Origin of the sequence: Sphingopyxis sp., from assembly GCF_016704835.1 — a bacterium.
GTDB lineage: Bacteria > Pseudomonadota > Alphaproteobacteria > Sphingomonadales > Sphingomonadaceae > Sphingopyxis.
This window is the reverse complement of record NZ_JADIZJ010000021.1, coordinates 119,319-135,636: the sequence shown is the minus strand read 5'-3', so window position 1 is coordinate 135,636 and position 16,318 is coordinate 119,319. Positions and strand designations below refer to the sequence as shown.

Genomic DNA, 16,318 nt, shown 5'->3' with positions numbered 1-16,318 from the left:
TGGATCCTTCGGGGAGGGGGCTCCACACGGCCGGTGGTCCGGCGAGGCAGAAAGGGTATCTGTAGCCCGGAAACTCGCAGATAACCGAGATATGTTTCACCGCGCCGATTGTGAGGCAGCGTGAGGGGGGGGCAATTACTCGTCGCCTGCACGAGATATGGGGGCCTCCGAAATGCTTTCGACCTGAACGGTCGGGAAGATTGATCTATGTTACGATCTGTTAATTTTGAGGGCTGAGGCTGCGGTGAGAGAATAGGGAGCGGCGGCGTTTTCATTGTGGCGCATCTCGATTCGGAGCGCTCTGTCGGCTGGCTAGGTTTAGCCAATTAGGGTCGCGAGCTCGTTCGTCGATAAGGGTTTTTTAACCGCAAGGTCCGACTAAGCGGAATATGGCTATTACCGCATATCTGGATGGGCTGGCAGACGGTCGCAAGCGGCGCACTGCACGGCGGACACTTCATCTCAACGCCCATGGTGCCCATTCAGCGGGCACCGATATCAAAGTGGTGATTCACAATATTTCGCTGACCGGCATGCTGATCGAATGCGATGCGCTGCTGGCGGTTGATGATAAAATAGAAGTCGATCTTCCCCATGCAGGGGCGGTCGCGACAAACATTTTATGGGTAAGCGGCAAGCTGTTCGGTTGTGAATTCGAAACGCCGATTTCATCGGCGGCGCTGAGTGCCGCTCAGTTGCAGAGCGCGGTAGTGGGCGGCGACGCCGACAAAGTTTTGGCAGGGTCGGGCGAAATCGCGATTTCCTCCTCTGACGTCCGTTTTGGTGCGAACCTGAAGCGGTTACGAATTTCCAAAGGGCTGAGTCAGGCCGACATCGCGACCGAACTGGGCGTAAGCGGTCCTTCGATTTCAGGCTGGGAGTCCGGGCGAGCGCGGCCGAAGCACGATCGCCTGAGACCACTTGCGGCTTTGCTCGGGGTGCCAGCGGCGCAACTTCTTGTCGACCTCGCTACGGATCCGGCCGAGGATCTCATCAACCAAGGTCGTGAAAAAATAGCGCGCGCCACGGGCGCGAGTCCGAACAGAATCCGGATATTCATCGAGGTATGAACCGGCAATCTACCTAGAGATTATGCTGAAAAGATTGCGGCGGGAGTTACGCTGAACCACGATATAAAGTGATCAAAAGAAAGCTTTAGCCCCGGCTCGTAGCGAGGGGACGCCGAACCGGTGAGGCAGACTGGCAGATATTAAGCCAGGGGCAGTCTAGAGGGCTTGCACCGCACTCACCTCGCTGCTGATCCAACTGTGACTTTATACCGCTTCGCTATTCACGAGGACGTCGTGGACCATTCCTTTGCGACCTTCGTCCGATATGGTCATCAGGTTGTATTACATGCTCCGCCGGGCGTGAGGCGCGCGAAACATAACCAAGGTGTGCAGGCTCTAAAGCGGACTAGAACTTAAACGGCTCAGCGACTATGTGCATGGCGCTCGCGGACAGCTGAATGGATGGCGTGATCATGGTGACCAGGGACCGCTTGCGCAATCACGGATGCCGATCGGCTAACTCCGTCGGATTAACCTGGCACGCATCTGGGGAAGGCGGAAAATTCCCCTGGCACGGTCCGACATGCCGTGGGACCGTGAAAGCTGTTCGGCTTTAGTCCCGGTTGGCGAAACGAGATGGGCACTTTCGATCTGCAAAATACGCGGTGTTAAGTTATCAAAAAAATCATTCTAGGCACGCGAGGCGAACGAGAGATGATTCCGAAACTGCTGCACCAAATCTATCTTGTGGGGGACTTGCCTGATATCCTCCTATCCAATTCAGCGGACCATATTTCACGAAACGCCGGATGGCGGTACACCTTGTGGACTGAGCCTATGGCTGAATCTTTCATTCGTGAATCATATGGTACAGACACTCTGGCATCATACAAAATGATCGATGATCAGTATTTGGCTGCACGTGCCGATCTGTTGCGTCATCTCATCATAAATAGACTTGGCGGCGTGTATTTCGACATAAAGGGAGTTATTCAGAAACCTCTGGACGAGGTACTAAATCCGACGGACCGTTATATTCTTTCTCAATGGGACAATGGCCCGGGAGAACCACATGAGGGGTGGGGCCTTCATAGAGACTTGGCGCACGTTCCAGGTGGCGAGTATGTGACAAATGTGATCATCTCGGAGCCTTCTCACCCATACTCAATTGCAGTGATCGAAAAGATTCTGAAAAACATATCTAGCTATAAGGCGTGGTCGGCAGTCGGACGAACCGGTACGCTGCGCACTACCGGGCCCATAGCCTACACATTGGCTATAGAGAGCGTCAAAGATGAGAAGCTGCACCGTGTTGTCGACCAGTCGGAGTTGGGTTCACAGGTCAGCGTAGGGGAAGGCTACGACCACTTTTCTGCGCTAGAACGCCCGCATTATTCAACTCTTAGACATCCATTGGTGGCCCAGAGGGAATTGCGAAACTGGTAAGTCGCGTGGCGCTCTGGATTCGGGAACAAAACAGCGGCTAAAAGCTAACCGGAACTAGCCACTGGCTGTCGTTGCGGTCACCGCACAGCGCAAGACTTGTGGCGCGGAACCCATGGTCAAAGATACGAGCATTGGCTCATCTAGCTGATTCTGCAGCATAACGCCGTCGCAATTGCGGATTTGAGGTGCGCTGCGGAAGCGCGCTCAATCGGCGCATTTTGCAAGGAGCAGGGCGTCCCTGACGGTCGCGCCACGAGTCACTTCGTCAGCGACTGGGCGACGGGACCAGCCGGGGTGCGGCTTTTGGGGCAGGGTAATGCTTGCCGCGCGCCATTATCTGTCCGTCACCAAGGTCGCCGTCGGAGCAATTGAGAAGCTTATCGATGCAGCCTGCTTCCCAACGAAGCCTTATTTCGTCCTGCCACGCCTCGAAATAGTCGCTATGAAGAGACGCGCCAGGCCGACGTAACGCGGGTGGCAACATGTGGTCACTTGCCAGCGACCAAAGCGTGGCTTCATCGCCGGCTTCAATGCTGTAACCCACGCTCATCGTGAATTGCGGTATTATCCACGGATACATTGCCGGGCAGGAGAGCTTGCCAGAGGTGCGGTTGCGGACCATGTCCGCGAGGTGGCTGCGATGATCCTTGGAATCGAGGTCGACGCCGTTCCAGCATTCCGGCGAATTAATCGTAGCGGACAGCCACTGGCCCGGTTTGCAGACCTTCATTGGTTCTACCATATCAGGGAAAGCTGCCGTTGTCGGCGTCCAAACCTGCACGCACTTAAAGTTGAAGAGCTTGTTATTTTCAGGCTGTGCCTCTCCGGGCCGCGTCTGGTCCCATCCAAACACGAAGCGAAGACCGCGCGGGGTCCCGACGCAGCCTTTGGCCGCGGTGGTGCAGAAAGGATCGCTGACAGGTCGGCGCTTGTAATAGATCGACACGAAATCAGGCCGCACGACGTTGCCCTGCCGTCGAGCATCGCTGGCATCCAATATGCCGACCGGTTCAAATCGTTCTGGCAAGTGCTTTCCCCGCTGCTCCGGAGACTTTCGTACGTTGAGTGAGCATTAGCGCCAAGATTGCCGAAGAACTGGTGAAGGTGAGCCGCACCGGGCTGACCCGGATAGACGATCGGATCGTCGTTGCTGATTTGTCCCGGGCCGCACAGGAAACGGAAGGCGCCGACATTGTCCGGCGCTGAACTCCGCGGAATGGCGCTCGGTTCGAGGAGCAAATCAACATCCAGGCCTGATGCCACTGACGCCACGCCTCCCACCTTCGGCGAGACGGACACGGGCGAGCCTTGCGGCGTGGCCAGATCGGAGCGCGCGCGATCGACGCCGTAAAACATGAGTGTGAATTCATCGGTCGCGATCTCCACTTCGCTCGCGCATTTCGCATAGCGCTGGAGCGCACAGGAATAGATCGCGCGTTCGGCCGTGTTCTGGAAGACAGCGACCCCGTCACGCTGATTTTGAAGCCTATGGTCGGAGGTCTGCGCGGTCCCAGGAACGGCAAACAGCGCGGCGAGGATCGCGAAACTTTTCACATCAAGTCGCCTTGGCATAACCGATTGCTTACATCGTATCGCAATCAAGGCAGACCCGATACAAGCCCCCGGCCCTGTCATATGCGCTTGGGACAAAATAAAATAGCTGCGTCGCATCTTCGATCCGAATGTCACACTAGTCAATGGCGGGGCTGATTCGCCATGGTTCCCGTTATGTTCGTATCGCCATGTCATTGGTCCGTGCTTTTATCGAGCTAGTCCAGGTCGCGCTGTTTGAACGGCAGTTGAAACGGCCGCGATCTAAGCGCCGCCATGAGCCAGCTTGATTCTCCGATTTCAGCCGCACGCTGCCAATCCGCTATGAGACCCTTCGCTCGTTCAAAAGCGTCTCAATCTCACCGCTCCGCGCCTTTGGTTGAGGCCTTTAGTCCACCCGGCTTATTCTCAGATCCGCAACACCAACCAAGACTGATCAGTGGTGTGCCATAATGAAACAGCGTCCAAGTGGCGGAGGCAGAAGAACCTTGTCTCGTTCTTAACTTCTTGTAACGCGCCGTAACATTAGGTCGCATGATCGAGACACGCTTGTCGGCAGGCTTCGGTGTGACACGAAAATAGGAGAATAAATTATGCGGGGTCTACTTGCTGCCGTGGCGGCCATTACGATGCTTCCGTCTGCAGCGAACGCTGCCGAATTCGTAAACGGGAGCTTCGAAACCGGCGTGCCGGCCGGCTCGTTTACCACGGTTGCTGGCGGTAACGGCGCCTCGATCACGGGTTGGACCGTGACCGGCAGCAGTGTCGACTATATTGGCAGCTACTGGACGGCGCAAAATGGTTCGCACAGCATCGATTTGAACGGAAGCGCGCAGGGCGGCATCCAGCAGACGTTCGACACGCTTGCGGGCATCCAGTACAATGTCACCTTCTGGCTGGCGGGAAATCCGGACGGCGCGCCTCTCACGAAAAACGTGCTGGTCAGCGCTACTGGAGCAACTAACGGCGAGTTCAGCTTTAACTCGACCGGGACCAGCAAAACCAACATGGGTTGGTCGAAATATACCTATAATTTCTTGGCCGCCGGACCCTCTACTACGCTGTCTTTCGCTTCGCAGGATGCAGGCGCATTTGGCGCAGCGCTTGATAATGTCTCGGTTGCGGCAGTTCCCGAGCCCGCGACCTGGGCTTTGATGCTGATCGGCTTTGCGGGCGTCGGCTTCAGCATGCGTCGTCGTTCGTCGACGGTACGTGGCGTGCGCTACGCCTGAAATTATTCCTATTCTCTCTTCAAAAGGCCGCTAATCGAAAGATTGGCGGCCTTTTTTGTTCGGCTCTCTGCCCTCCGCGATAGGGGGGGCGGAAACGAGCTGTCTAAGGGGCAATGGTAAGGCTTGGCTTGGGTGCATTTCGAAACGATCGAGTTCGCCTCACCGTCATCGTGAAGAATCAGGACCAATGGTTCTGGTTATCATCCTGTGGCAAATTCGAGACAAGTGTTACCTAAGTGGTATTCCAAGCGGTGATCTGTTCGGCAGAGGCGGGACTGGCGCCGGCGTGTTTAAGTACGAGGCCGCGGGCGTGAATTCGGTGCTGTAGCTCGTTCACCCGATCATTCTCCTGCCGAAGTCGGTCGAACGCACCATCCTCGATCGTGTCGCTTCCGACGATCGAGTGCATTGTTTGAGCGTAATCCCACGTGCAAGCACGGCGTAGATTTCGCTTATAATTTCATCTGCGCCTTTTGTCGCCGCATAGAGGGAAATCGGTGTGTCAGCACGATCGGAAACGCGGAAGGGCGTATCATCTCTTTAAAATTCGTGTCCTTGCTCGTCGTACCCGGATTTGTGACCCAAAATGACACAAAGCCCGCCGACAAGCGCTATGGCACTTAACAAAACTGTGGTAACCGCCGCATTATCTGGGCGACCTGACGGGTAAATTGGGGATTTACAATGACTTGGAGTGTTAAGAAATCTTTGCGGATCGGTGCATTTGTGTCAGCGTTGGCTATGTGCGCGACCGCCGCCGAAGCATTGGCGGCCGATGTATCGTTCATGTTTGAGGATGGGGCGACCAACCAGTTTTACGGCCGCGGTCATGTTGCAGGGACGGTCACTGGCACACTTCTCGGACTCACGGACAATGCGACATCTTTACCGACTGCAATTCAGATCTTTTCTTCTCCGGATCTCATCGGACTTGTAGAAGGAACCTACACTGGGAGCTACGTCACAGGGACTGGGTTCACGATGGCAGGCGGGACCATCGTCGCCGCAAATCTGTTCTTCAATTTCAGTGACGCCAACAGCAATTCTTTCCAGATGCGGTTCAACTGTACCGATCCAGGGGCTTGTCCCGGCGCCACAGCAAACCTGAACCTCTTGTTCTGGAATGGCGGCAGCACGCCTGTCGTCGGAACAGGAAACCAGGCGGGTTTTGCTGGCGCGACCTACGGCAGCATCAACGCCGCCGTGCCGGAGCCCGCAACATGGGCTCTGATGTTGATTGGCTTCGGAGCGGTCAGCGCGGGAATGCGTCGTCGCCGTAAGCACACCGTGAGCGTCCAATACGCTTGAAATTAGGCTCGGCGCCGACCAATCGGTCAGCGCCGGGCTGATCAGCGAGCCAGTGCCGGGCCATCTGGTTCGTTTGGTTTTGCCTTAAATCACGGCTCGTCCGTTCGATTGCCACAAGCCTGGTCACGGCCACCAGCTCAAGAATTGCCTCCGCAGTTGGTGCTGCGCAGTCTGTGCGGCCATTTTCGTTTCCTCAGATTGCTCGGTTCGACTTGCTGCAATAATCGTGTCACGCTGCCTGCCGCACCACCGCGGAGCGTCTTGCTATGGCTTCAGATCGGACACCCGAAGATATTGGCAGCATTATCGGCATTTTCGTTGGCATGTTTGTCGCTGGCGTTATTGCGATTGCTTTTGCTTCTGAAGCGGGGACGTTCGTGCGCTACCTAATCATGTCGGCTGGGCTCATCGTCGGCTGGTTGGTTGGTCGCCAAATCGGCCGTTCGAGGATGCGCTGGATGAATGGCACGCATTGGAGATGTCCCATCGCGGGAAATTCACTCCTTTGCGCAGATTGACGATAGAACCACCTTGGATATGATTACTGCAACTTTGGCGACTCCTGCGACCCGGAGAGTAGCCGAGGGGCTGCATTGAGATATGCCGGAAAGGCCGCGTTCCACTGGCGCGGCCTTTTTGCTATTCGGATTCTGGAAACCGCTCGCGGTAAATTCTCATTGCGATTGCGATCCAGTCGCTGCTGTTTACGGTGCCTCGAATTGTATCGCGCATAGGCTACGGCTAGGCCGATAACGGCGAACAACGCAGCGGCAAGCGCATAGGCAAATATCAGTCTCGGTTCGATGGTGGTTACTCCAGCTTGATTTGGTCGAAACCGCGCTGATACGCGCCCCCGTCGCCAAGGTTCCGTTACTACTTTCCTACAATGTCCCGGCTAGACATGCCGACCGGATGAACCACCGATGATGCCGAGAAACTGCGGATAGACGTCGGCGGGCGCGCTGACGCCGTCGGCCGCTGGCGTTCGAAACAGGCCCCCCACCTCCTGCATGGTAGCTTCATTCGTGATTAGCACCGTAGCCAGCCGCCCATGGGCATCCCGCAGCAACCGCATATGGTCCAGCTTTTCCATCCTCTGTGTCACAGTGAACGCGGGCAGCTGGCTGTTGAAGAACTCAGCGGCGAGGCGGTGGGCCTCGGCCTCAGTGAGCTTGCGGGTGGGGCTGTTGCTCGCGAGGCTGCGCGCCTCGTTGACTTTAGCGCGGTACTCAGCGGCGATCAGGGGCAGCTTGTCGGCGGCCCTCTCCCTGACCGTCTCCCAGTGGTGCGGACGAACTCGCTACCGAGAATCGAAGCGCAGTCCTGAGGTCAACGCTTCCGGACTTGCCAAGCGACGGACCCATTGCGGCGCGATAGGCTGAACACTTCCCCCTCCTCCCCGGTGTAGCAACTTTGTGGTGCAACGGAGACAGAAGAGCACGGTATAATCCGCAGTTTTACAAAGGTTTCCACGGGATAGATGGTGAGCCCTGCTGGGTTCGAACCAGCGACCTACTGATTAAAAGTCAGTTGCTCTACCGACTGAGCTAAGGGCCCATCGCGGCGCTGCCAAAGCGGCGTGCGAAGTGAGCCGTCGCCCTAGTGCGCCGCTGCGCCCCGGTCAACCGGCTTTGGACGTGCGAGCCGCGCAGCGAGTTGACGCACGCTGCGACCGTGGAGCGGATGTTGCCATTCGGGAACAATGGCGCGGAGCGGGCCAAGGACAAAAGCGCGTTGCTCGATCGCGGGGTGGGGAATGGTGAGCATATTGTCGGACCAGATGCCGCCCGACCACAGGAGAATGTCGAGGTCGAGCGTTCGCGCGCTCCAGCGCTTTCCCGTGCGACGACCGAAGGTCGCTTCGATCGCGTGGAGCCTTTCGAGCATTTCGGGCGGGCTCAGCGTCGACGCGACCAGTGCAACCGCATTGGCATAGCGCCGCCGCGACGGGCCGATCGGATCACTGGCAATGATCGGGCTGGCATCGACGGCTTCGATGTCGTCGCTTTCCAGTGCTGCAAGCGCCGCGAGGAGTACCGCGCGCGGATCGCCGAAGCGGGCGTGGCGCCGGTTCGACCCGAGCCCGATGGCGTACAGAGGAAGCGGCATTGCGTTGCTCATGCCCTCGCGCCTAACGCACATGCGTGAAGATTGACAGCCCGTTGCCCGGAACCGAGCCGTCGCGCGATTGTGCGCGCTGCCCGCGGCTCGTCGCCTTTCGGCGAGAATGTCAGGCCGAGCATCCCGATTGGTGGAACGCGCCAGTATATGCCTTCGGCGATCCCGACGCCTGGCTCGCCTTTGCGGGGCTGGCGCCGGGCAAGCATGGCGCTAACCGGACGGGGCGGCCGTTCACCGGCGATTATGCAGGCGACCTGCTGTTCGCGACGCTGGCCGCGTTCGGGCTCAGCAAAGGTCGATATGATGCCCGGATCGATGACGGGCTGACGCTCGACGGCGCAGTCATCATTAACAGCGTCAAATGCCTGCCGCCGCAAAACAAGCCGGCGCCTGCGGAGATTGCGAATTGCCGGCCGTTTTTCGAGACGCAACTCGCGGCATTGCCAGGGATCCGTGTCATCATCGCGCTCGGACGGATCGCGCATGACGCAGTGCTAAGGGCAGCAGGCGCGCGACCGGCGGCCCATCCCTTTGGTCATGGCGCCGTTCACCGGCTCACGGACGGGCGGCACCTGGTCGATAGCTATCATTGCTCGCGTTACAACACGAACACCCGGCGTTTGACCCCGGAGATGTTCGCCGACGTCTTTCGCACCGCACTGGCGCTGGGTGATCAGACCAGCGGGCCGAATTCCTCGACCAGCCCGCGGTAAAGCACGCGCTTGAACGGCACGATCAGCTTTTCGATCTCGTTCAGTTCGGCCCATTTCCAGGCTCGAAATTCCTGGTGCTTGGTGGCGATGTTGACGTCGCCGTCGTCTCCCATGAAGCGCATCAGGAACCAGTGCTGGCGCTGGCCGCGATATTTGCCGCCCCACATCTTGCCGATCAGATGATCAGGGAGATCGTAGAAATATTCCTCGCGGCTGCGCGCGATGACATCGACCAGGCCGCCGTGGACGCCGGTTTCCTCCCCGAGTTCGCGAATCGCGGCTTCCTCGGCATCCTCGCCGGGGTCGATGCCGCCTTGCGGCATCTGCCACGCTTCGCTCGAGGTATCGAGCCGCTGGCCGACAAAGACCAGGCCATCGCGGTTGGCAAGCATGACGCCCGCGCAGGGGCGATAGGGCAGGGTGGCACGATCGATCATGCCGTCCCGCTAGCTTCGGCGACGATCGCTTTCAAGACTGTCAACGCGCCGCGAATATCGTCCTTCGCGCTCGGGATGCCCTGCGCCAAATTGATGTAGCCGTGAATACTGCCTGCGGCTTCACGATAGGTTGTCGGAACCCCCGCCTCGATCAGCTTGGCGGCATAGGCGCGGCCCTGATCGCGCAGCGGGTCGAGGCCTGCAGTGGTGAGCAATGTGGGCGGCAGGCCCGCAGCGGGAAAATCGAACGGCGAGGCGCGATAGTCGGCGGGGTCGGCGGCATAATGATTGCCGAAATACGTCATACTGCCGGTCGTCAGCAAATGGCCTTCGCCAAAATCGCGATAGCTTTGCCAATCGTCGTGCGTCGTCACGGCGGGATAGATGGGGTGCATCGCGATCACCGGCTTCGACGCGGGTGTGTCGCGAAGGGTCAGCGCCGTGGCAATGGTCAGGTTGCCGCCAGCGCTTTCGCCCGACAGGACCAGTCCGGTGCAAGGGAAATGATCGGCGACCCAGCGCGTCGCCGCTTCGCAATCTTCGGGCGCGGCAGGAAAAGGGTTTTCGGGCGAGAGGCGATAATCGACCGCGATCACGGGCATGTCGAGCACGCGCGCCGCCTCGGCACAATAGGCATCGTGGGTGTCGAGATCGCCGATCACCCAGCCGCCGCCGTGATAAAACACCATCACCGGGCCGGGGTCGCGGTCGGGACGATCGTCGTAGATGCGGATCGCAATCTCGCCCGCGGGGCCCGGAATTGTCCGATCTTCGACCTTCGCAATCTCGCCGCGCGGCGCGTCTGCCATCTGGGCCATCATCCGGAACATCTCGCGCGCCTCAGCGGGGGGCAGCTCTTCCATCTTGGGGCTTTCCTGCGCGTTCAGGAATGCCAGGAACATCGCCACGTCGGGGCGGGTATAATGGGTGGTGCCGTCGGTCATCCTGCTGATCCCCTCGTTTCGCTCATGCGGCCTGTCGTTCATGCAGCTATTCGGCATCGCGGCGGATAATTCAATGGCAATTGGCAACCCTTTCGGGCGTTTGAAGTTTGCAGCGCACAATTTTTTCTGAATTGCGGCATCGCGCCCACAGGCCTAGGCCAGCGTCACAGGTTCGCAAGATTCAAGGCAGAAGATAAAATGGCGACAGCGGTAGTGGACGAAGCCGGCAAGCGGCAGTCCCCCCTTTCGGATGCAGTGGTAGTCAGGTTTGCAGGCGATAGCGGCGACGGGATGCAGCTGACTGGCGGTCAGTTCACCTTGTCGTCGGCGCTTGCGGGCAACGACTTTGCGACCTTCCCCGATTTCCCTGCGGAGATCCGCGCGCCGCAAGGCACGCTGTTCGGGGTGTCGGCATTCCAGATCAATTTCGGTTCGTCCGCGATCGACACCGCAGGCGACGCGCCCGACGTCCTCGTCGCGATGAACCCGGCAGCGCTCAAGACGAATGTGCCGTCGCTCAAGCAGGGCGGGCTGATCATCGCCGATGAGGGCGAGTTCAACGACCGCAACCTCGCCAAGGCGAAATATGGCGCGAACCCGCTCGATGACGGGAGCCTGGCGAAGTGGCAGCTCTTGAAGCTCAATATCAGCCAGCTGACCATGGATGCGGTGAAGCCCTTTGGCCTTGGCAACAAGGAAGCGCTGCGCTGCAAGAATATGTGGACGCTCGGACTGGCGCTGTGGATGTTCGACCGCGACCGCGCGCCGCTCGTCGATTGGCTCAACGCGAAATTTGCCAAGGCGCCCGATCTTGCGGCCGCCAATATTGCGGCGCTGAATGCGGGTCATGCCTATGGCGAGACTGCCGAGCTGGCCGGGCCGCTCAAGCAGCATCATGTCGATCCGGCACCTGCCGCGCCGGGGCTCTATCGCACGCTGACCGGCGCCGAAGGCATCGCGCTCGGTCTCGTCGCGGGCGCGCAGCTCGCCAAGCTGCCGATGTTCTTCGGCGGCTATCCGATCACGCCGGCGTCCGCGATCCTGCATCATCTGTCGCGGCTCAAGGAATATGACGTCACCACCTTCCAGGCCGAGGACGAAATCGCCGCGATCTGCTCCGCGATCGGCGCCAGCTATGGCGGTTCGCTCGGCGTCACCAGTTCGTCGGGACCGGGCATCGCCCTCAAGGGCGAGGCGATGGGCCTCGCGATCATGACCGAGCTGCCGCTGGTCATCGTCAATTCGCAGCGCGGCGGGCCGTCGACCGGCCTGCCGACCAAGACCGAGCAGTCGGACCTGTATCAGGCGGTCTATGGCCGCAACGGCGATGCGCCGATGCCCGTGATCTCGGCGCGCTCGCCCGGCGATGCGTTCGAATGCGCAATCGAAGCCGTGCGGATCGCGGTGCAGTATATGACCCCAGTGATCCTGCTGACCGACGGCTATATCGCCAATGCCGCCGAGCCCTGGGCCGTTCCTGATCTCACGACTTACGAAGCCTTCCCGGTCAAGTTCCTGACCGAAGTGCCCGAGGGCGGGTTCAAGCCCTACGGCCGCGACGAAAATCTCAAGCGTCCGTGGGTCAAGCCCGGGCACGCCGGGGCTGCTCCACCGGATCGGCGGGATCGAGAAGGAACTCGACACCGGCCATATCAATTATGAAGCGTCGAACCACCAGGCGATGACCGACATCCGCAAGGCCAAGATCGACGGCATCAAGGTACCCGACCAGATTGTCGAACTTGGCGCCGAGAGCGGCAAGCTCGCGGTCGTTGGCTGGGGCTCGACTTTTGGCCCGATCCATCAGGCGGTGCGCCGCAAACGCGCCGAGGGTGCCGACGTCAGCCACATCCACATCCGCCACATCTGGCCGCTGCCTGCCAATTTGGGCGAACTGCTCAAAAGCTATGACAAGGTGATCATACCCGAAATGAACACCGGCCAGCTCAAGACCGTGCTGCGCGACCAGTATCTGGTCGACGCCAAGCCGGTGAACAAGGTGTCGGGCCAGCCCTTCACAATTGCCGAAATCGAAGCCGCCATCGAGGAGGCACTAGCATGAACGAGATGACGACCATCGCGCGCACGACGACGCTCAAGGATTGGGAAACCGATCAGGAAGTGCGCTGGTGCCCCGGCTGCGGCGATTATGCGATCCTCAAGGCCGTGCAGCGCACGATGCCGGAAATCGGCACGACGCCTGAGAACACCGTGTTTATCAGCGGCATCGGCTGCTCGTCGCGCTTCCCCTATTATATGGAAACCTATGGCTTCCATACGATTCATGGGCGTGCCCCGGCGTTCGCGACCGGGCTGAAGCTTGCCAATCCGGCGCTCGACATCTGGATCGTCACCGGCGACGGCGACGGGCTGTCGATCGGCGGCAACCACACGATGCACCTGATCCGCCGCAATCTCGATTGCCAGATCATGCTGTTCAACAACGAGATCTATGGCCTCACCAAGGGGCAATATTCGCCAACTAGCCGCGTCGGAACGACCAGCCCGTCGACCCCCTATGGTTCGGTCGACCGTCCGGCGCAGCCCGCGGCCTTTGCGCTCGGCGCCGGATCGCGCTTCGTCGCGCGCGGCTTCGACGTGTCGAAGAAACTGCCCGAGGTCTTGAAAGCGGCCCATGCGCACAAGGGCGCCGCCTTTATCGAGATTTTCCAGAACTGTATCGTCTATAATAAAGACGTGTTCGAGGATTTCGCGGCGCCCAAGGGTGCCGAGGATCGCCAGCTCTGGCTCGAGAATGGCGAACCGATGCTCTATGCCAAAGGCACCAGGGGCATCGCGCTCGACGCCGAGGCGCTTAACCTCAAGACCGTCGATGTGGTGGATGGGGATTGGCAGGCGGCGGGGGTGATCGTCCACGACGTCACCAACCGTAGTGTCGCCCACATGCTCGTCGAAATGCGCTTTGGCGAATTCCCGATGGCGCTCGGCGTCCTCTACGACGATCCGCGCCCGACCTTCGAGGCTGACGTCTGGCGCCAGAATGCGGCGGCTGCAGAGGGCAAAACGGCGGATCTCCAAAGCTTGCTCAAGAAAGGGCAGACGTGGACGGTGACCGAGGACGGCCCCGAACTGTAATCGCGGCGCATATGGCGCGCGCCAAAGAGCGCATGATCCGGTCCGCATAACGCATTGCAATGCCGCCCGATCCGCGCCACCAACCGGCGATGGACAATCTCACGCACAGCCTCGCCGGCGCAGTTCTCGGGCAGATGGGACTCAAGGAAAAAACCGGGTTGGCGATGCCGACCCTGATCCTCGCGGCGAACCTGCCCGACATCGATGCCGCCTGTCTGGCCTGGCTCGACGGGGTCCAGCATCTGGGATTTCGGCGCGGCATCACGCATGGGCCGATCGCATTGCTGGTTTTGCCGATCCTGTTGTGGGCGGCGATGCTGGCGTTCGATCGCTGGCAGACCAAGCGCGGAAAACGCCCCGCCAGACGGCTTCCGATCGACAAAGGCTGGCTGCTGGCGCTCGCCTATATCGGTTGCCTCAGCCATCCGGCGCTCGACTGGCTCAACAACTACGGCATCCGCCTATTCGAACCTTTTTCGTCGCAATGGTTTTACGGCGATACGATCTTCATCATCGACCTGTGGATATGGATCGCGCTGGGCCTGTCGGTGTGGCTGTCGCTGCGGCGCGAGCGGAGCGGGGTCGCGAATTGGCAGCGACCTGCGTGGATCGGCTTCACCGCGGTTTGCGCCTATATTTTTGCCAACGGGCTGATTACGGGCGCCGCCGAACGGACGACTGCGAGTGCATTGGCAGCAAGCGGACATCGCGGCGCGCTGGTCGTGGCGAGTCCGCCACCGCTCGCTTTCTGGCAACGCGACATCTTCTGGCGCACCGCAGAACGCTATGGGAGCGGTAGTTTCATCCCCGGCATAGGCGGAAATCTCGACATCAGCGGCCATCCAACCGGGATGGACGACCCGCGCCTGAAAACATGGCTGATGGGCGATCCCGATGCGCGCGCGTTTTTGTTCTGGGCGCGAATGCCGGTGGCGCAGGCCGGTAGCGACGCGATCATGTTGCGCGACCAGCGGTTCATGCACCCCTTGTCGCAGGATCGTTTCCAGGTTCGAATGACCGCACCTGACACTGCTACCCACGCCGAATGACGGCGCCGGCGATTCTGTGGTTCCGCCGCGATTTGCGGCTGTCGGATCAGGCGGCGCTCGCGGTGGCGGCCGCGGCGGGACCGGTGATCCCGGTGTTCATTCTGGACGACGATACGCCGAAGCATCGCCGCATGGGAGCGGCATGTCGCTGGTGGCTGCACCATAGCCTCACCAGCCTTGATGCCAGCCTGCGCGAAAAAGGATCGCGATTGATCGTGCGGCGCGGAAAGTGTGAAGAGCAACTGGCGAACATTGCCGAAGAATTTGGCGCAGGGCAGGTGCATTGCCTTCGGCACTACGAACCATGGTGGCGCAACGCCGAAAAGGCGGTGGCGAAGCGGCTCGATTTGCAGTGCCATGATGGCAATTATCTGCTGCCGCCGGGATCGCTGACGACGGGGGGCGGCACGCCATACAAGATCTACACGCCGTTCTGGCGCGCTTTAAAGGATCATATGCCGCCAGCGAACCCGTCGAACGGCCCGCGCGAGATTGCAGCGCCTGCCAGATGGCCTGGTTCAGACACGCTCGATGACTGGGGGTTGCTGCCGACCAAGCCCGATTGGGCAACCGGCTTTGCCGCCGAATGGGCTCCGGGCGAGGCAGGCGCGCGCAAAAGAATTGCGGCGTTTGCCAATGCGGCGGCAGATTATGATCGCTGCCGCAACCTGCCGTCGCAGGAGGGCAGTTCGCGCCTTTCGCCACACCTCCATTTCGGCGAAGTGTCGCCGGCCACCATCTGGCATTGCATCGCCGATGCCGGCGGATCGGTCGATGTGTTTCTGGGCGAGATCGGCTGGCGCGACTATGCGCAGAATATCATCCTGCAATTTCCCGATTATGGCGGGCGCAGCGCGCGCCAAGCCTTCGACGATTTGCCGTGGCGTAGCGGGGCGGCGGCCGACGCCGATCTGGCGGCCTGGCAACAGGGCCGCACCGGATATCCGATCGTCGATGCCGGGATGCGGCAGCTTTGGACGACGGGGTGGATGCACAACCGGGTGCGGATGATTGCCGCGAGTTTCCTGATCAAACATCTGCTGATCGACTGGCGGCAGGGCGAGCAATGGTTCTGGGACACGCTGGTCGACGCCGACTACGCTTCCAACGCGGTAAACTGGCAGTGGGTGGCGGGCAGCGGGGTCGACAGCAACATGTTCCCGCGGATCATGGCACCGCTGACGCAGTCGGAAAAATTCGACGCCGCGGCCTATATTCGCCAATGGGTGCCTGAACTTGCCGAACTCACCGACCCGGCGATTCACGATCCCGAAAGCTTTGGTCAGCGCCCGCGTTCCTATCCCGCCAAGATCATCGGCCACCGCGAAGCCCGCGAACGCGCGCTCGCCGCCTATGACGTCATGAAGGCGCGCGGCAACTGATTGTCAGGCGCCGGACTTTGAGGCAGGAA

The 16,318-nt window shown here is 60.0% G+C and carries 13 protein-coding genes, 1 tRNA gene and 3 pseudogenes; 9 read left to right on the top strand and 8 right to left on the bottom strand.

The window, feature by feature from the left end:
• Window positions 1-389: 389 nt before the first annotated feature.
• Window positions 390-1,070, top strand: a complete 681-nt coding sequence (locus tag IPF76_RS15700; RefSeq protein ID WP_293846024.1) for a helix-turn-helix domain-containing protein — start codon at window positions 390-392, stop codon at window positions 1,068-1,070.
• 654 nt (window positions 1,071-1,724) lie between these two features.
• Complete coding sequence (locus tag IPF76_RS15695; RefSeq protein ID WP_293846022.1) at window positions 1,725-2,456, top strand: glycosyltransferase; 732 nt, start codon at window positions 1,725-1,727, stop codon at window positions 2,454-2,456.
• Between the two features lie 265 nt (window positions 2,457-2,721).
• Here the strand turns inward: IPF76_RS15695 and IPF76_RS15690 are convergent, their stop codons facing one another.
• Window positions 2,722-3,483, bottom strand: coding sequence for a DUF1996 domain-containing protein (locus tag IPF76_RS15690; protein ID WP_293846019.1), 762 nt, complete (start codon window positions 3,481-3,483; stop codon window positions 2,722-2,724).
• Window positions 3,484-3,494: 11 nt separating this feature from the next.
• A pseudogene (locus tag IPF76_RS20970) lies at window positions 3,495-3,812 on the bottom strand (hypothetical protein); the annotation flags it as partial.
• A gap of 788 nt (window positions 3,813-4,600) precedes the next feature.
• Here IPF76_RS20970 and IPF76_RS15685 point away from each other — a divergent pair.
• Entirely contained in the window at window positions 4,601-5,239 is a 639-nt protein-coding gene (locus IPF76_RS15685) for a choice-of-anchor C family protein (protein ID WP_293846016.1), read from the top strand.
• A gap of 426 nt (window positions 5,240-5,665) precedes the next feature.
• Here IPF76_RS15685 and IPF76_RS15680 read toward each other — a convergent pair.
• A pseudogene (locus IPF76_RS15680) lies at window positions 5,666-5,767 on the bottom strand (protein CapI); the annotation flags it as partial.
• A gap of 156 nt (window positions 5,768-5,923) precedes the next feature.
• Here IPF76_RS15680 and IPF76_RS15675 point away from each other — a divergent pair.
• Complete coding sequence (locus IPF76_RS15675; RefSeq protein ID WP_293846013.1) at window positions 5,924-6,547, top strand: PEPxxWA-CTERM sorting domain-containing protein; 624 nt, start codon at window positions 5,924-5,926, stop codon at window positions 6,545-6,547.
• An 895-nt stretch (window positions 6,548-7,442) separates the two neighbouring features.
• Here the strand turns inward: IPF76_RS15675 and IPF76_RS15670 are convergent.
• From IPF76_RS15670 to folK, 3 genes are all read right to left on the bottom strand, one after another.
• Complete coding sequence (locus IPF76_RS15670) at window positions 7,443-7,640, bottom strand: hypothetical protein (protein ID WP_293846011.1); 198 nt, start codon at window positions 7,638-7,640, stop codon at window positions 7,443-7,445.
• Between the two features lie 388 nt (window positions 7,641-8,028).
• Window positions 8,029-8,104 (bottom strand) — tRNA-Lys (locus tag IPF76_RS15665).
• 42 nt (window positions 8,105-8,146) lie between these two features.
• Window positions 8,147-8,668, bottom strand: coding sequence for a 2-amino-4-hydroxy-6-hydroxymethyldihydropteridine diphosphokinase (folK, locus tag IPF76_RS15660; protein ID WP_293846008.1), 522 nt, complete (start codon window positions 8,666-8,668; stop codon window positions 8,147-8,149).
• Between the two features lie 23 nt (window positions 8,669-8,691).
• On the opposite strand from folK, the gene IPF76_RS15655 reads away from it, so the two are divergent.
• Window positions 8,692-9,381, top strand: coding sequence for a uracil-DNA glycosylase (locus IPF76_RS15655; protein WP_293846005.1), 690 nt, complete (start codon window positions 8,692-8,694; stop codon window positions 9,379-9,381).
• Here the strand turns inward: IPF76_RS15655 and IPF76_RS15650 are convergent.
• Both IPF76_RS15650 and IPF76_RS15645 read right to left on the bottom strand, forming a co-directional pair.
• Window positions 9,342-9,818, bottom strand: coding sequence for an RNA pyrophosphohydrolase (locus tag IPF76_RS15650; RefSeq protein WP_293846003.1), 477 nt, complete (start codon window positions 9,816-9,818; stop codon window positions 9,342-9,344). The genes IPF76_RS15655 and IPF76_RS15650 overlap by 40 nt on opposite strands.
• Window positions 9,815-10,762 (bottom strand): alpha/beta hydrolase, encoded by a 948-nt coding sequence (locus IPF76_RS15645; RefSeq protein WP_293846001.1) that lies wholly within the window; start codon window positions 10,760-10,762, stop codon window positions 9,815-9,817. Before IPF76_RS15645 ends, IPF76_RS15650 begins: the two co-directional genes overlap by 4 nt.
• Window positions 10,763-10,960: 198 nt before the next feature.
• Between IPF76_RS15645 and IPF76_RS15640 the strand changes: the two are divergent.
• The 4 genes and pseudogenes from IPF76_RS15640 (at window position 10,961) to IPF76_RS15625 (ending at window position 16,289) form a co-directional block, all read left to right on the top strand.
• A pseudogene (locus tag IPF76_RS15640) lies at window positions 10,961-12,824 on the top strand (2-oxoacid:acceptor oxidoreductase subunit alpha).
• On the top strand, window positions 12,821-13,858 hold the full coding sequence (locus tag IPF76_RS15635) for a 2-oxoacid:ferredoxin oxidoreductase subunit beta (RefSeq protein WP_293845998.1): 1,038 nt from the start codon (window positions 12,821-12,823) through the stop codon (window positions 13,856-13,858). The pseudogene IPF76_RS15640 and the gene IPF76_RS15635 overlap by 4 nt, the downstream one beginning before the upstream one ends.
• A 59-nt stretch (window positions 13,859-13,917) precedes the next feature.
• Entirely contained in the window at window positions 13,918-14,907 is a 990-nt protein-coding gene (locus IPF76_RS15630) for a metal-dependent hydrolase (RefSeq protein ID WP_293845996.1), read from the top strand.
• Window positions 14,904-16,289: a deoxyribodipyrimidine photo-lyase gene (locus IPF76_RS15625; RefSeq protein ID WP_293845993.1), complete on the top strand. Its 1,386-nt coding sequence runs from the start codon at window positions 14,904-14,906 to the stop codon at window positions 16,287-16,289. Before IPF76_RS15630 ends, IPF76_RS15625 begins: the two co-directional genes overlap by 4 nt.
• Window positions 16,290-16,318: the final 29 nt, after the last annotated feature.

Excerpts from the sequence above, each read along its gene's own strand:
- IPF76_RS15645 (WP_293846001.1), bottom strand. The coding sequence starts at position 10,762 with ATGACCGACGGCACCACCCATTATACCCGCCCCGACGTGGCGATGTTC.
- IPF76_RS15635 (WP_293845998.1), top strand. The coding sequence starts at position 12,821 with ATGAACGAGATGACGACCATCGCGCGCACGACGACGCTCAAGGATTGG.
- IPF76_RS15675 (WP_293846013.1), top strand. The coding sequence starts at position 5,924 with ATGACTTGGAGTGTTAAGAAATCTTTGCGGATCGGTGCATTTGTGTCA.
- folK (WP_293846008.1), bottom strand. The coding sequence starts at position 8,668 with ATGAGCAACGCAATGCCGCTTCCTCTGTACGCCATCGGGCTCGGGTCG.
- IPF76_RS15700 (WP_293846024.1), top strand. The coding sequence starts at position 390 with ATGGCTATTACCGCATATCTGGATGGGCTGGCAGACGGTCGCAAGCGG.
- IPF76_RS15630 (WP_293845996.1), top strand. The coding sequence starts at position 13,918 with ATGCCGCCCGATCCGCGCCACCAACCGGCGATGGACAATCTCACGCAC.
- IPF76_RS15670 (WP_293846011.1), bottom strand. The coding sequence starts at position 7,640 with ATGGAAAAGCTGGACCATATGCGGTTGCTGCGGGATGCCCATGGGCGG.
- IPF76_RS15685 (WP_293846016.1), top strand. The coding sequence starts at position 4,601 with ATGCGGGGTCTACTTGCTGCCGTGGCGGCCATTACGATGCTTCCGTCT.
- IPF76_RS15695 (WP_293846022.1), top strand. The coding sequence starts at position 1,725 with ATGATTCCGAAACTGCTGCACCAAATCTATCTTGTGGGGGACTTGCCT.
- IPF76_RS15625 (WP_293845993.1), top strand. The coding sequence starts at position 14,904 with ATGACGGCGCCGGCGATTCTGTGGTTCCGCCGCGATTTGCGGCTGTCG.
- IPF76_RS15650 (WP_293846003.1), bottom strand. The coding sequence starts at position 9,818 with ATGATCGATCGTGCCACCCTGCCCTATCGCCCCTGCGCGGGCGTCATG.